The sequence below is a fragment of the Stenotrophomonas sp. NPDC077421 genome (genome assembly GCF_049545505.1).
GTDB classification, from domain to species: Bacteria; Pseudomonadota; Gammaproteobacteria; order Xanthomonadales; family Xanthomonadaceae; genus Stenotrophomonas; species Stenotrophomonas nematodicola.
Genome location: NZ_JBMWDP010000008.1, coordinates 19,458 through 34,126 on the forward strand (window position 1 = coordinate 19,458; position 14,669 = coordinate 34,126).

Below are 14,669 nucleotides of genomic sequence, written 5' to 3' on the forward strand. Positions count from 1 at the left end.
GGTGCTGCGCTTCTGGTCCAACGTGATTGGCAACCAACTGGTGTGGCTGTGCGCAGTGGTCGGCGCCGGCCGCGGGTTGTGGTGGCCGGCATTGCTGGCAGCCGCCGCATACGTGGCCAGCCAGCTGGCGTGGTCGCCGCGGCCATCGGTCGAGATGAAGCTGATGGGCGTGGCGATCGGCTGCGGGCTGGTGGTCGATGGCCTGGCGGGTGGTACCGGGCGCGTGGTGTACGCCGCCGGGAACGATGCGGCCTGGCTGGCTCCGCCGTGGATTCTCGCGCTGTGGGCCGCCTTCGCCATGACGCTGACGGTGTCCTTCGCCGTGCTGCAGCGGCATCTGCGCGTGGCCGCACTGGTGGGGCTGCTGCTGGCACCGCTGGCGTATCTGTCGGCTGCGCGCGGCTGGTCCTCGGTGGTATTCACCGCGCCGCCGTGGCACGGCGTGGCAGTGCTGGGCCTTGGCTGGGCGGTCGCCCTGCCGCTGCTGGCCGCGTGCGCGCGCCACTGGCAACGCCCGGTGGACCCGATCAACACCCTCGCTGCGGGAGAGACACGATGAAGATGCTGTGGGTGATCTGGCTGTATGCCGCGGTGATCATGACGTGGGGCTGGTGGTGGCAGCGCCGCCACGAGAATATCGGCGTGGTCGACGTCCTGTGGGCCAAGGGTGTCGGTGCATCGGCGCTGCTGCTTGCCCTGCTCGGCACCGGTGCGTCGACACCGCGGATCGCCCTCGCTGCCCTTGGCGGCCTGTGGGGAACGCGGCTGGCGCTGCACCTGTGGCGCCGCGTCCGCAGCGAACCCGAGGACGGCCGCTACCGGCATCTGCGGCAGTATTGGAACGGCCATCAGGGCAAGATCTTCGGCTTCTTCCAGTTCCAGGCACTGCTGATCGTGCTGTTCGCGCTGCCCTTCGTGGCGGTGTCGGTCGCCCCGGCCACGCACGTCGGCTGGCTGATCGCAGCGGCCGCGGTGTGGCTGCTGAGCGTGGGCGGCGAGGCGCTCGCCGATCGCCAGCTGGCGCGCTTCCGCGCCGATCCGGCCAACAAGGGGACGACCTGCCGCCAGGGTCTGTGGCGCTACTCGCGGCATCCCAACTATTTCTTCGAATGGCTGCACTGGTTCACCTACGTGCTGCTGGCCGTGCACTCGCCGCTGTGGTGGCTGGCGTGGTCCGGTCCGCTGGTGATGTACGTGTTCCTGCGCTGGGTCAGCGGCATTCCCTTCACCGAGGCGCAGGCGCTGCGCAGCCGTGGCGAGGACTACCGCCACTACCAGCGCACCACCCCGATGCTGTTCCCGTGGTTCCCCTCCCGCTCTTCCTCCCGCAAGGAGATGTCATCGTGAATGCCGCCAGTGAACCGTTGCCCCTGCCGGACTATGCCCCCGGCCTGACCGGCCTGGCCGAACGCGGCCTGCTGCCCGACGCGCTGCTGCGCCTGGGCATCCGCCGCCAATGCGAGCAGCGCCTGCGCGACGAACTCGCCGGGGGCCAGCAGGCCCAGTCGCAGCGCTTCGCCGCCCGCATCGCCGGGCTGGCCAGCAGCGCGGTGGCCCTGCACGTGGATGCAGCCAATCGCCAGCACTACGAGGTTCCGGCGGACTTCTTCCATCACTGCCTGGGCAAACGCCTGAAGTACAGCAGCTGCTACTACGCCACCGGCCACGAGACGCTGGATGAAGCCGAAGAGGCGATGCTGGCGCTGTATGGCGAGCGCGCGCAGCTCGCCGACGGCCAGCGCATCCTCGAGCTCGGCTGCGGTTGGGGCTCGCTGACCCTGTGGATGGCCGAGCGCTACCCCGGCGCGCGGATCACCGCGGTCTCCAACTCCAACAGCCAGCGCGAGTACATCCTGGGGCAGTGCCGGGCGCGGGGGCTGGCCAACGTCACCGTCCTTACCCGCGACGTCAACCATCTCACCCTGGAGGCGGGCAGCTTCGACCGCTGCGTGTCCATCGAGATGTTCGAGCACATGCGCAACTACCCGCAGCTGCTGCAGCGCATCCACGGCTGGCTCACCCCGCAGGGCAAGCTGTTCGTGCACATCTTCGTGCACCGCACGCTGATGTACCCGTTCGAGACGGACGGCGACGACAACTGGATGGGCCGGCACTTCTTCACCGGTGGTCTGATGCCTGCCGCCGACACGCTGCTGTTCTTCCAGCAGCACCTGCACCTGCAGCAGCGCTGGCTGCTCGATGGCACCCACTACCAGCGCACCGCCAACCACTGGCTGGCCAACCAGGACCGCGAGAAGGACGCGGTGATGGCCGTGCTGCGCCAGTGCTACGGCGACGCTGCGGCCCCGCTGTGGCACCAGCGCTGGCGCATGTTCTGGATGGCCTGTGCGGAGCTGTTCGGCTACCAGCAGGGCCAGCAGTGGCAGGTGGCGCATTACCTGTTCGATCGCTCCTGATCCCCCACGCCTGCCGAGGACGCCGTCATGACGATTCGTGCTTTCATCCCGCTGCTGGTCACCGGCATGCTGCTGGGCGGTTGCGGCGGCAACACCCGCCCCATTCCCCCGGTGGCGCAGGTCGACGTGCCACGCTTCATGGGCGACTGGTATGTGATTGCGCATATCCCGAGCCGGCCCGAGCGCGAGGCCTACGATGCGGTGGAATCCTATGCGCTGCGACCGGACGGCCGCATCCAGACCACCTTCCGCTACCGCAAGGGCAGCTTCGACGCACCGGTGAAAACCATGCATCCGATCGGTACGGTCAAGGAAGGCACCGGCGGGGCGGTCTGGGGCATGCAGTTCATCTGGCCGATCCAGGCCGAGTACGTGATCGTGTACCTGGATCCGGACTACCAGCAGACGATTGTCGGCCGCAGCAAGCGCGACTATGTCTGGCTGATGTCGCGTACCCCGACCCTCTCCGATGCCGACTACCAGAAGGCCATGACACGCATCGCCGCGCTTGGCTATGACCTGTCCCAGGTAAGGCGCGTGCCGCAGTCCGGCGCGGCCGAATAGGCCGATCCGTGGCCGGTTTCTCAGGCCCTGAGAAGCCCGCAGGCGATACTGTCGTCATCGATCTCCCGATACGGCGGCCCCTCCGGGCCATGTACGGGGACGGTGCGCGGATCGGCTGCGCACCGGCGGACAGAGGACGGCAGCGTGGCGGACAGGTATTGCGATCTGGTCATGAAGGGCGGCATCACCAGCGGCATCGTGTATCCCAACGCGGTGCTGTCGCTGGCCCGACAGTACCGTTTCAAAAACATCGGCGGCACCTCGGCAGGCGCCATCGCCGCGGCGGTGGCGGCGGCGGCCGCGCTGGGCGACCGCCGGCGCCATGCCGGCCAGGCGGTGGAGGCGCAGGTCGGTTTTCCGGGCCTGGCCACGGTATCGGCCGAGCTGTCGCGGCGTGGCTTCATTTACAGCCTGTTCCAGCCCGCGCACGGTGCGCGCACCGCCTACCGGTTGCTGGTGATGCTCACCGGCAAGTCCAGCCTGCCGCGCAAGATCGCCTGCCTGCTCGCGGCGGTGTTCGCGATCGCGCCGCTGGAGCTGCTGGCCACGCTGGTGGGGCTGCTCGGCATCGGCTGGTTGGCCGGTGGCGTGGACGGTGTCTGGGCCACGCTGCTGCCGTCGCTGCTGTGCGCCTACGGTGCCGGCGTACTCGCCTCGGCCCTGCGCGTGGCGCGGGTCGCGCGGCGCAACCTGCTGGGCCTGTGCAGCGGCGCCACCCAGGCCGATGCATCGACGCCGGCGCTCACCGACTGGCTGCATGCCCGCCTGCAGGCGCTGGCTGGCCTGCCGGCCGACCGGCCGCTGACCTTCGGTGACCTGCACCAGGCACCGCGCTATGCCGGCGAGCCGGCCGGCGCGCACGCGATCAGCCTGCAGATGATCACCACCTGCGTTTCGCATACCGAGCCGCGCACGTTGCCGTTCAGCGCTGCGCACTTCTGGTTCGTGCGCGAGGAGTTCCTGCAGCTGTTCCCGGCCAGTGTCGTGGACTGGCTGGTGGCGCAGGCCGGGGCGCCGCAGCGCGTGGACGGGCGCGACTACTACCGGCTGGTCGATGGCGAGCAGTTGCCGGTGCTGGTGGCCACCCGGATGAGCCTGAGCTTTCCGCTGCTGATCAGTGCGGTGCCGCTGCACGAGCCGGCGCGTCGTGAGCGCCGCTGCGAGCCGGCAGCGGCGCCCACGCCCGGGCGCGACAGCAGCAATGTGGCCGACAGCATGGAAGGGCTGACCAGTGGCGGGCAGAACTGTGGCCCGGTCATCACCGCGTTCCGGGTCTGCTGGTTCTCCGATGGCGGGATCAGCAGCAACTTCCCCATCCATCTGTTCGACGCCGCGCTGCCGCGCTGGCCCACCTTCGGCATCAACCTGGTGTATCCGCGCCACGCCGATGCCGTCCTCCTGTCCGATGCCGAGGGGCAGGGCGAACAGGCGCAGATCGAGCGGGCGGTGTTCCTGCCCACCGAGAACCGTCAGGGCTGGCAGCGCAGCTACCAGTCCATCGCCAAGCCGCTGGCCGCGGCGGAGATGTCCGGTTTTCTGTTCTCGATCGTCTCCACCATGCAGAACTGGCGCGATGTGCTGCAGGCGCGTGCGCCGGGCTATCGCGATCGCATCGTGCACGTTTCGCTGCACGGCGACGAAGGCGGCATGAATCTGGACATGCCGCAGGACGTGCTCAGCCGCATCGCCGCCAAGGGCAGCGTGGCCGGTGAGCGATTCTGTGACTTCTCCTTCGCCAACCACTACTGGATCCGCTGGCGCAACCTGGCCTCGGCCTACCAGCGCTACACCCTGGAGATCGCGCGCACCGACGATCCCGCGCAGCGCGTGGCTGCGTGGCACGATGCGTACGAGAGCGTGGCCAGCGGCGAACCGCCGCCGCCGTCCTACCGGTTGGGTTCGGAGGACAAGCGACGCGAATCGCAGCAGCTGTGGCACCACATGGTCGAGCAGGGCCAGCGCTGGGACGACCTCGGCCCGGACCTCACCGACGGCGCGCCTCGCCCCCTGCCGCAGATGAAGGTCACCCCGATCTATTGAGCCCGGAGAAACCGGCACCACTACCGGTGCCCAGGTCTCGCACCGGCCGCCTCAGCGCCCGGGCAACTGCGCGAACGCGCGCTGCATGCAGTCCTCGCGCGGGCAGACCCGGCAACCGGGGCCGATCGAGACCGAGTTGCCCGGGCTCTGGATATCCAGCCCGCGCGAATAGATCAACCGCTCGGCATGCTGCAGGTCGCAGCCCAACGCCACCGCGAAGGTCTTGCGCGGCTGCCCGTGCCCGACCGGGCCGCTGCTCACCTGGCGCGCCAGCCAGAAGTGCCGGCGGCCATCGGGCATGCGCGCGGTCTGGGTCAGCACGCGGCCGGGTTGATTGAACGCCTCATACACAATCCACAGCGGACACGAGCCGCCCACCTGCGAGAAGTGGAAGTCGGTGGCGGAATGCCGTTTGGAGACATTGCCGGCGCGGTCCACGCGGATGAAGAAGAAGGGCAGCCCCGGCGCACTGCGCCGCGCCAGCGTGCTCAGGCGGTGGCAGACCGCCTCGAAGCCCACGCCGAAGCGGTGCGCCAGCGCATCGATGTCGTAGGCGCTGTGTTCGGCCGCGCGCAGGAACCGCGCATACGGCATCACCAGCGCTCCGGCAAAGTAGTTGGACATGCCGATCCGAGCCTGCGCGATCTGTTCCGGCTCGCGGAAGCCGGCTCGCGCGATCACCGCATCGATCTGTGCCGCGTACCCCAGCAGGGCCAGTTCGGCCGCCATCTGGAAGGCCTGCTGGCCCGGCTCCAGGTAGTCGGGCAACCACAACGTGCGGCTGCCGCCGTCGTACACGCGCTTCTCGCGCCCGGCCTGCAGCGGCGCCACTTCCACCAGCACCCCGTGCCGGTCGGCCAGCAGCTGGCGCAGGCGCGGCGCCACGTGGCCGGCGACCAGCCCCCATTCGCCGAACAACTGCTCGGCCAGATCGTCCAGTTCGGGAATGTGGTTGTGCATGCGGTTGAAGAAGTCCCGCACCTGATCGCCGGCCGGCAGCGCCTGGCCGGCATGCACGTCACCCAGCTGGAACTCCAGCGCGGCAGCATGCTCGCGCAGCGCCAGGTGACGCCGGTGCAGGTCCAGCAGGGCGCGGCTGATCTGCGGCAGGTTGCCGGCCATCGCGCGCAGCTCGGTGCTGCTCACATCGTCCAGGCCGAGGTCGCGCAGGGTCTCGCCGAGGGCATCCTGCAGCGCGCCCGGCTCATCGACATCGAACAGCTCGCTGACATCGCCCAGCACCGCACGCAGCTTCTGCTGCACGGCCGGGGTCAGGGGTCGCTTGTTGCGCTCGATCTGGTTCAGGTAGCTGGCCGAGAGGCCGAGGGCCCGGGCCAGGTCGATCTGGCTGTAGCCGCGCTGCTCGCGCAGCTTCAGCAGGCGCAGGCCGATCTGGCGGTGTGGAGACTGGCTGTTCACAAGATTCACAAAAATCGTAGCGGGCATTGGCCAGATTAAGCGCATACAGCCCGGAAATCGAGGTTGACCCTGTGAATAATGCCAACAACTTATCGACCCCCCGGGATTGTCCATGACTGTTGCAGCGCCCCGCATCCGTATGTTGATCGATGGCCAGTTCATCGAATCGGCCAGCCCGCACTGGCAGAACGTGGTCAATCCGGCCACCCAGGACGTCCTGGCCCAGGTGCCGTTCGCGACCCCCGGTGAAGTGGACGCCGCCGTCGCTGCGGCCAAGGAAGCCTTCAAGACCTGGCGCAAGACCCCCATCGGCACCCGTGCGCGCATCTTCCTGAAGTACCAGCAGCTCATCCGCGAAAACATGAGCGAGCTGGCCCATATCCTGTCCGCCGAGCAGGGCAAGACCGTGCCGGACGCCGAAGGCGATGTGTTCCGCGGCCTGGAAGTGGTTGAGCACGCCGCTGCGATCGGCAACCTGCAGCTCGGCGAGCTGGCCAACAACGTCGCCAATGGCGTGGACACCTACACCCTGCTGCAGCCGCTCGGCGTGTGCGCCGGCATCACCCCGTTCAACTTCCCGGCGATGATCCCGCTGTGGATGTTCCCGATGGCGATCGCGACCGGCAATACCTTCATTCTGAAGCCGTCCGAGCAGGACCCGATGGTCACCATGCGCCTGGTCGAACTGGCGCTGGAAGCGGGCATTCCCAAGGGCGTGCTCAACGTCGTGCACGGCGGCGAAGACGTGGTCAATGCGATCTGCGACCACCCGGACATCAAGGCCGTCTCCTTTGTCGGTTCCACCCGCGTCGGCACGCACGTGTACAACCGTGCCTCGCTGGCCGGCAAGCGCGTGCAATGCATGATGGGCGCCAAGAACCACGCCGTGGTGCTGCCGGACGCCAACAAGGAACAGAGCCTCAACGCGATGGTCGGTGCCGCCTTTGGCGCGGCGGGCCAGCGCTGCATGGCCGCATCCACCCTGGTGCTGGTCGGCGAGGCGCGCGAGTGGGTGCCTGACCTGGTGGCCAAGGCAAAGACACTGAAGGTGAGCGCCGGCAGCGTGGCCGGGACCGATGTCGGCCCGGTCATCTCCTGCGCCGCCCGCGAGCGCGTGGAAGGCCTGATCGCCTCCGGTGTGGAGCAGGGCGCCAAGCTGGTGCTGGATGGCCGCAACCCGCAGGTGGACGGCTTCGAGAAGGGCAACTTCGTGGGCCCGACCATCTTCGCCGGCGTCACCCCGGGCATGCGCATCTATGACGAGGAAATTTTCGGGCCGGTGCTGGTGATCCTCGAAGCGGACACGCTGGAAGACGCCATCGACCTGATCAACGCCAATCCGAACGGCAACGGCACCGCGCTGTTCACCCAGTCCGGCGCGGCCGCACGCAAGTTCCAGGAAGACATCGACGTCGGCCAGGTCGGCATCAACGTGCCGATTCCGGTGCCGGTGCCGCTGTTCTCCTTCACCGGTTCGCGCGCCTCCAAGCTCGGCGACCTGGGCCCGTACGGCAAGCAGGTGGTCATGTTCTACACCCAGACCAAGACCATCACCTCGCGCTGGTTCGATGACGAGACGCTGGGTCACGGCGTCAACACCACCATCAGCCTGAAGTAAGCAACAACGGAGTTCGACCATGAGCCACTCGATGACGACGGAACTCGACGAAGCGCAGCAGGCCTATAGAGAGGCTGCGCGCGACTTCGCCCAGGCCGAACTGGCGCCACACGCCGCGCGATGGGATGCGGAGGGCATCTTTCCGCGCGAGGCGATCGCCAAGGCAGGGGAACTCGGGTTCTGTGGCCTGTACATGGACCCCGAGGTCGGCGGCAGCGGCTTGAGCCGTCTGGACGCCGCCGTCGTCATCGAGGAGCTCGCCAACGTGGACCCGTCCACTGCGGCCTACATCAGCATCCACAACATGGCCTCGTGGATGGTGTCGACGTGGGGTACCGAAACGCTGCGCGCCGCCTGGGGCACCGATCTGTCCTCGGGCAGCAAGCTGGCCTCGTACTGCCTGACCGAGCCGGGTGCCGGGTCGGACGCGGCGTCGCTGAAGACCAGCGCCGTGCGCGAAGGTGAACACTACGTGCTGAACGGCGCCAAGGCCTTCATCTCCGGTGCCGGCGCCACCGAACTGCTGGTGGTGATGGCGCGGACCGGCGGTGCCGGTGCGGGCGGCATCAGCGCGATCGCGGTGCCGGCCGACCTGCCGGGCATCAGCTACGGTCGCAAGGAAGAGAAGATGGGCTGGAACAGCCAGCCCACCCGCGGCATCACCTTCGAGAACGTCCGCGTGCCGGTCAGCCACCTTCTGGGAGAGGAAGGCGGCGGCTTCAAGCTGGCGATGAAGGGCCTGGACGGTGGCCGCATCAACATCGCCGCCTGTTCGCTGGGTGCCGCCCAGGGCGCGCTGGACGCGGCCCGCCGCTACATGGGCGAGCGCCGCCAGTTCGGCAAGGCGCTGGCCGACTTCCAGGCGCTGCAGTTCAAGCTGGCCGACATGGCCACCCAGCTCGTGGCCGCGCGGCAGATGGTGCATACCGCCGCGCGCAAGCTCGACGCCGGTGCCAGCGATGCCAACGTGTGGTGTGCGATGGCCAAGCGCTTCGCCACCGATGCCGGCTTCAACGTCTGCAACGATGCGCTGCAGATCCACGGCGGTTATGGCTACATCCGCGAATACCCGATCGAACGGCTGCTCCGCGATTGCCGCGTGCACCAGATCCTGGAGGGCACCAACGAGATCATGCGCGTGATCGTGGCCCGCCACCTGCTCAACACCGAAGAGGAACTGCGATGATGGATTGGCGCACGCACGAACACACCGGCCTGAAGGTCGAGGCCGATGGCCACGTCGCGGTGGTGACGCTGGACAACCCGCCGGCCCACACCTGGACCGTGCACAGTCTGTCCGCCCTGCGCGACCTGGTCGGTGCGCTCAATGCCGACAAGGGCATCTACGCGCTGGTGATCACCGGGGGAGGCGAAAAGTTCTTCTCCGCCGGGGCCGATCTCAAGCAGTTCGCCTCCGGCGACAAGGGCGCCGCGCGCGAAGCGGCACGCAGATTCGGCGAAGCCTTCGAGGCCCTGTCCGGCTTCCGTGGCGTCTCCATCGCGGCCATCAACGGCTATGCGATGGGCGGCGGCCTGGAATGTGCGCTGGCCTGCGACCTGCGCATCATCGAGGACCATGCCCAGGTGGCGCTGCCGGAGGCGACCGTCGGCCTGCTGCCGTGCGCCGGTGGCACGCAGAATCTACCGCGTCTGGTGGGCGAAGGCTGGGCCAAGCGGATGATCCTGCTCGGCGAACGCATCGATGCCGACGCCGCCGTGCGCATCGGCCTGGCCGAAGAGAAGGTCGGCAAGGGCGAAGCGCTCGCACTGGCGCTGGACTGGGCGCGCAAGGCCGGCAAGCAGAGCCCGACCAGCATCGCCGCGTGCAAGACGCTGGTGCAGGCCACCCGCACCGGCACCCATGCCGCCGCCCTGGTGGCCGAACGCGAAGCGTTCGTCGACCTGTTTGACAGCGCCGACCAGGTCGAGGGCGTCAGCGCCTTCCTGGAGAAGCGCAGCGCGCAGTGGAAGAACGCATGAGCACGGTCGCCGCCAGCGAAGACGCACCGGTGCTGTTCGAGGAACGCACCGCCGCCAACGGCATGCGCATCGGCATCGCCACGCTCAACGCCGCGCGCACGCTCAACGGCTTTTCGCTGCCGATGGCACACCTGCTGGGCGAGCGCCTGCAGGCCTGGGCCGACGACGACGGCATCGCCCTGGTGGTGCTGCAGGGCGCGGGCGAGAAGGCCTTCTGCGCCGGCGGTGACCTGCACAGCCTGTACCGCAGCATGGTGGAGTACCGCCAGGCGGGCCGCAGCGACATCCGCGACAACACGTATGCCGCCGAATTCTTCGACGTCGAGTACCGCGTCGACTACGCCATCCACACCTTCCCCAAGCCGATCCTGTGCTGGGGCCACGGCATCGTGATGGGCGGTGGCATCGGCCTGATGTCCGGCGCCAGCCATCGCGTGGTCAGCGAGCGCTCGAAACTGGCGTTCCCGGAGATCACCGTCGGTCTGTTCCCCGACGTGGGCGGCAGCTGGCTGCTGCCGCGCGTGCCGGGCAAGGGTGGTCTGTTCCTGGCCCTTACCGGCGCCCCGCTCAATGCCGGCGATGCGATCTACGCCGGCCTGGCCGACATCCACGTGCCGGAAGCGCAGCGCGAAGCGGTGTTCACCGCGCTGCTCGGCGTGCACTGGAGCGAGGAGGCCAAGCGCAACCGCGAGCAGCTCAGCGCCCTGTTGCAGCAGCACGCCACCGACGCGGCCACCGGCCCGCTGCTGCGCCATGTCGCCACCCTCGACGCGCTCTGTGCCGGCGACGATCTGGCCACCATCGTGGACGCGATCATCGCGCTGGAAACCGACGATCCCTGGTTGCAGGCCGCCCAGGCCACGCTCGCCGCCGGTGCACCCGGCTCGGCGCGGTTGGCCTTCGAGCTGCAGCGCCGCACTGCCGGCGCATCGCTGGCCGACGTCTACCGCCTGGAGTACATCGCCGCGCTGCACAGCGCCGCCCACGGCGACTTTGCCGAAGGCATCCGCGCGCTGTTGATCGACAAGGACCGCACCCCGCACTGGCAGCCGGCCACCCTGGCCGAGGCCACGGCGGCGTGGGCCCACACCTTCTTCGTTTCGCCCTGGTCCGACGCCACGCACCCGCTGGCCGACCTCGGTGTCACTGACCCTGAAAGGAGCCTCGCATGAGCCGTATCGCATTCATTGGGCTGGGCAACATGGGTGGCCCGATGGCCGCCAACCTGGCCAAGGCCGGGCACGCCGTGCGCGTGTTCGACCTGGTGCCCGCCGCCGTGCAGGCCGCGGTCGATGCCGGCGCCACCGCTGCGCATTCCGCGCTGGACACCCTGACCGACGCCGAGATCGTGATCTCCATGCTGCCGGCCAGCCGTCACGTCGAAGGCGTGTACCTGGGCGAGGACGGTCTGCTGGCCGATATTCCCGGCGGCGCACTGCTGATCGACTGCAGCACCATTGCCCCGGCCACCGCACGCAAGGTTGCCGAAGCGGCCGCTGCACGTGGTCTGCAGATGCTCGACGCACCGGTCTCCGGCGGCACCGCCGGTGCACAGGCCGGCACCCTGACCTTCATCGTCGGTGGCGATGCCGAGGCGCTCGAGCGCGCCCGCCCGATCCTGCAGGCAATGGGCAAGAACATCTTCCATGTCGGCGCCAGCGGCGCCGGCCAGGTCGCCAAGCTGTGCAACAACATGGCGCTGGGCGTGATCATGGCGGTCACCGGCGAATCCATCGCACTGGGCGTGGCGCACGGTCTGGATCCGAAGGTGTTGTCGCAGATGATGGCGGTCAGCACCGGCCGCAGCTGGGCCACCGAAGTGTGCAACCCGTGGCCGGGTGTGCTGGAGAATGCGCCGGCCTCGCGCGGCTACAGCGGCGGCTTCGGCAGCGACCTGATGCTCAAGGACATGGGCCTGGCGGTGGAAGCGGCCATGAGCGTGGGCGCCTCGATTCCACTCGGCGAGCTCGCGCGCAACCTGTATTCGATGAACCACCAGGCCGGTCGCGGCAAGCTGGATTTCTCCAGCGTCGTGCAGGTGATCGCAAACGAAACGTAACACCAGCACCACGCTCAGACGCATCCCCGGGTATCACCCTGGGGATCCACCGCGGTGGGATGGGCGGTTGCCAGGCGGTCGAGCCAGGCAGCCGCCCATTTTTTTGCCCGATCCTGCTTACGCGACCGTCAGCGTCACATCGATGTTGCCGCGGGTGGCGTTGGAGTACGGGCACACGATGTGCGCCTTCTGCACCAGCTCCTCCACCTGCTCCCGCGGCAGGCCCGGCACCGAGATCTCCAGCGCGACTTCGATACCGAAGCCGGTCGGAATCTGGCCGATGCCCACCTTGCCGGTGATGGCGGTTTCGGCCGGCAGCGCGACCTTGGCCTGGCCGGCCACGTACTTCAGCGCACCCAGGAAGCAGGCCGAGTAGCCGGCGGCGAACAGCTGTTCCGGGTTGGTGCCCGGGCCGCCCGCGCCGCCCAGCTCGCGCGGGGTGGACAGCTGCACGTCCAGCACGTTGTCGGACGAGGTGGCGTGGCCTTCACGGCCGCCGGTAGCGGTGGCCGTGGCGGTGTACAGAACGTTTTCGATGGACATGGGATTCTCCTGTGGCGTGAAGGGATGGAGCGGGTAGGTGAGACGTACTGTGCGCCACTGGGCTGTACGTGTGGCAACATTTCGTCCAGGAAACTTGATCTGGAGTCCAGAATGGTCGATCGCCTGCAATCCCTGCTTGGCCGCTTCGCGGTCAGTGCCGAGGTCTTCCATGCCGGCCCGCTGTGCGGCATCAACCACTTGGCTGCCGACGGCGAGCGTGGCCAGCTGCACCTCATCCGCGACGGGACGGTACGGGTGGAACATGACGATGGCAGTGTGCTGCAGATCGACCAGCCCAGCGTGCTGCTCTACCCGCGTCCGCTGGCCCACCGCTTCATCACGGACGCGCAGCGCGGCGCCGATTTCGCCTGTGCGCATCTGCAGTTCGAAGGGGCCGGCAACAACCCGGTGGCCGCCGCGCTGCCCGCAGTGATCTGTCTGCCGCTGGATGCCCTGTACGGGGGCCATCCTGTGCTGTCGCTGCTGTTCGAGGAAGCCTTCGCCCAGCGCTGCGGCCGCCAGGCGCTGCTGGATCGCCTGTTTGAAGTGGTGCTGATCCAGATCCTGCGCGCGCTGATGGAAAGCGGTCAGCTACGCGTCGGCCTGCTCGCCGGCATGGCCCACCCGCGCCTGCGCCACGCGCTGGTGGCCATGCACGAAGCGCCGGCCGAGGAGTGGACGCTGGAATCGCTGGCGCAGCGTGCCGGCATGTCGCGCAGCGCCTTCGCCGACAGCTTCCGCGACACCATCGGCAGCACGCCGGGCCAGTACCTGCAGGGCTGGCGCACGCGGCTGGTGCAGCAGGCGCTGCGCAGGGGGCAACCGCTCAAGCGCATCGCCATCGATGTGGGCTACGGCAGCGAAGCGGCACTGTCGCGCGCATTCAAAGCGCAGACCGGGCAATCGCCGCGGCAGTGGAAGCAGGTGGGCGCGGCAGCACGCGCGCCCTGACGCCCTCAGATCGCCCACTCCCGATCCGTCGTGAACATGATCGTCAGCCAGCGGTCCGTCGATTCCTCGCCCAGCGCCTCGCCGATCTCGTCGCGCAGGCGGTCCCATTCCAGCAGCGCACGCGGCGGGTCATCGGCGCGCACCACGAAGAACAGCTCGATCTGCTCGCCACGCCCGACCTTGGCCACGTAGCTGCGGTACTCGAGGAAGCCGTGCCTGGCGACGATGGCACGCGCCACCTCGTCCACGTGCGCCTGCAGGTCCACCGGGGTGATCAGCAGGATGTCCGACAGCGCCTGCCGCACCGTGCCGAGCGGGGCGACCATGACGAACAGGCACACCACCAGCAGGATCGCCGGATCGATGTAGGGCACCAGCCATGCCCAGCGCGTATCGCCCATCAGCCAGCCGCCGATGAAGGCGACCAGATAGGCGGCCGACATGCTGGCCGACACCCCCCAGTTCTTGCCATCCAGCGCGATGAACTCCGAGCCGATGCCGCGGTTGGCACGGCGCACGAACAGGGCCAGCCCGATCTCGGCGATGATCGACAGCACCGCGAACAGGATCGCCGGGCCCAATGCGATCGCGCGCCCCCCGGACATCAATGCGTCCACCGCGTTGACCGCCGCATACAGGGCCGCGCCGATCATCAGCGTGCCACTGACCCCGAGCACGATCGGCTCCAGGTGCCAGAAGCCCATCGTGAAGCGCTGGTTGAGGCGCGATTGCAATGCATCCACCTGGGTCGACAGGCTGATCAGCCGCACCACCAGCAACGACAGCCAGGTCATCACCACGTCGATCAGGCCGTAGATGCCGTCGAAGATGATCAGCGAGGAGTTGGCCAGGAACCCGAACACCACCGCCGCGACCGCCATCGCCAGCGACGCGGCGATGGACAGGCGCAGCACACCTTGTTCGGTGGCAGGGTCGAAACCGGACAGGAGGGGGCTGCGCATCGCAGGCCTTGCAGAAAGACAGAGCGCAATTGTGCGCTGTTCCGATTGCAGCCGTGAATCGCGATGCGCTGTTGCCGTTGCGGCACACGGCGCTCGGGGCTGCCCTCGGGCAGCGT

14 protein-coding genes are annotated in these 14,669 nt (G+C 68.4%); 11 read left to right on the forward strand and 3 right to left on the reverse strand.

What is annotated here, in order from left to right; translation table 11 throughout:
• Position 1 precedes the first annotated feature (1 nt).
• The 5 genes from ACPEH1_RS05990 (at position 2) to ACPEH1_RS06010 (ending at position 5,021) form a co-directional block, all read left to right on the forward strand.
• Entirely contained in the window at positions 2-559 is a 558-nt protein-coding gene (locus ACPEH1_RS05990) for a DUF2878 domain-containing protein (RefSeq protein WP_017357388.1), read from the forward strand.
• Positions 556-1,347, forward strand: a complete 792-nt coding sequence (locus ACPEH1_RS05995; RefSeq protein ID WP_136006646.1) for a DUF1295 domain-containing protein — start codon at positions 556-558, stop codon at positions 1,345-1,347. Before ACPEH1_RS05990 ends, ACPEH1_RS05995 begins: the two co-directional genes overlap by 4 nt.
• A complete protein-coding gene (locus tag ACPEH1_RS06000) occupies positions 1,344-2,417 on the forward strand; it encodes an SAM-dependent methyltransferase (protein WP_017357386.1) in 1,074 nt (357 codons plus the stop codon). Before ACPEH1_RS05995 ends, ACPEH1_RS06000 begins: the two co-directional genes overlap by 4 nt.
• A gap of 66 nt (positions 2,418-2,483) precedes the next feature.
• Positions 2,484-2,981 (forward strand): lipocalin family protein, encoded by a 498-nt coding sequence (locus ACPEH1_RS06005; RefSeq protein WP_229296577.1) that lies wholly within the window; start codon positions 2,484-2,486, stop codon positions 2,979-2,981.
• Between the two features lie 144 nt (positions 2,982-3,125).
• The gene (locus ACPEH1_RS06010) at positions 3,126-5,021 is read left to right on the forward strand and encodes a patatin-like phospholipase family protein (RefSeq protein ID WP_287248439.1); all 1,896 of its coding nucleotides are present in this window, start codon (positions 3,126-3,128) and stop codon (positions 5,019-5,021) included.
• Between the two features lie 51 nt (positions 5,022-5,072).
• Here ACPEH1_RS06010 and ACPEH1_RS06015 read toward each other — a convergent pair whose 3' ends face one another.
• Entirely contained in the window at positions 5,073-6,440 is a 1,368-nt protein-coding gene (locus tag ACPEH1_RS06015; RefSeq protein WP_136006680.1) for a helix-turn-helix domain-containing protein, read from the reverse strand.
• A 112-nt stretch (positions 6,441-6,552) separates the two neighbouring features.
• On the opposite strand from ACPEH1_RS06015, the gene ACPEH1_RS06020 reads away from it, so the two are divergent.
• From ACPEH1_RS06020 to mmsB, 5 genes are read left to right on the forward strand one after another with little or no spacing between them, the layout of a single operon-like run.
• Positions 6,553-8,058, forward strand: coding sequence for a CoA-acylating methylmalonate-semialdehyde dehydrogenase (locus tag ACPEH1_RS06020; RefSeq protein WP_017355015.1), 1,506 nt, complete (start codon positions 6,553-6,555; stop codon positions 8,056-8,058).
• Positions 8,059-8,077: 19 nt separating this feature from the next.
• Positions 8,078-9,244 carry an acyl-CoA dehydrogenase family protein gene (locus ACPEH1_RS06025; protein ID WP_017355016.1) on the forward strand — a complete coding sequence of 389 codons (1,167 nt, stop codon included), beginning with the start codon at positions 8,078-8,080 and terminating at the stop codon, positions 9,242-9,244.
• Positions 9,241-10,038, forward strand: coding sequence for an enoyl-CoA hydratase (locus ACPEH1_RS06030; protein ID WP_423715440.1), 798 nt, complete (start codon positions 9,241-9,243; stop codon positions 10,036-10,038). Before ACPEH1_RS06025 ends, ACPEH1_RS06030 begins: the two co-directional genes overlap by 4 nt.
• A complete protein-coding gene (locus tag ACPEH1_RS06035; RefSeq protein ID WP_423715441.1) occupies positions 10,035-11,210 on the forward strand; it encodes an enoyl-CoA hydratase/isomerase family protein in 1,176 nt (391 codons plus the stop codon). The genes ACPEH1_RS06030 and ACPEH1_RS06035 overlap by 4 nt, the downstream gene beginning before the upstream one ends.
• Positions 11,207-12,097 carry a 3-hydroxyisobutyrate dehydrogenase gene (gene mmsB, locus ACPEH1_RS06040; RefSeq protein ID WP_017355019.1) on the forward strand — a complete coding sequence of 297 codons (891 nt, stop codon included), beginning with the start codon at positions 11,207-11,209 and terminating at the stop codon, positions 12,095-12,097. Before ACPEH1_RS06035 ends, mmsB begins: the two co-directional genes overlap by 4 nt.
• A gap of 117 nt (positions 12,098-12,214) precedes the next feature.
• On the opposite strand, the gene ACPEH1_RS06045 is transcribed toward mmsB, so the two are convergent.
• Positions 12,215-12,640, reverse strand: a complete 426-nt coding sequence (locus ACPEH1_RS06045; protein ID WP_423715442.1) for an organic hydroperoxide resistance protein — start codon at positions 12,638-12,640, stop codon at positions 12,215-12,217.
• Positions 12,641-12,751: 111 nt separating this feature from the next.
• Here ACPEH1_RS06045 and ACPEH1_RS06050 point away from each other — a divergent pair, with 111 nt between their 5' ends.
• On the forward strand, positions 12,752-13,591 hold the full coding sequence (locus tag ACPEH1_RS06050; RefSeq protein ID WP_017355021.1) for an AraC family transcriptional regulator: 840 nt from the start codon (positions 12,752-12,754) through the stop codon (positions 13,589-13,591).
• A gap of 5 nt (positions 13,592-13,596) precedes the next feature.
• On the opposite strand, the gene ACPEH1_RS06055 is transcribed toward ACPEH1_RS06050, so the two are convergent.
• Positions 13,597-14,553, reverse strand: coding sequence for a cation diffusion facilitator family transporter (locus tag ACPEH1_RS06055; RefSeq protein ID WP_136006649.1), 957 nt, complete (start codon positions 14,551-14,553; stop codon positions 13,597-13,599).
• Positions 14,554-14,669 lie beyond the last annotated feature (116 nt).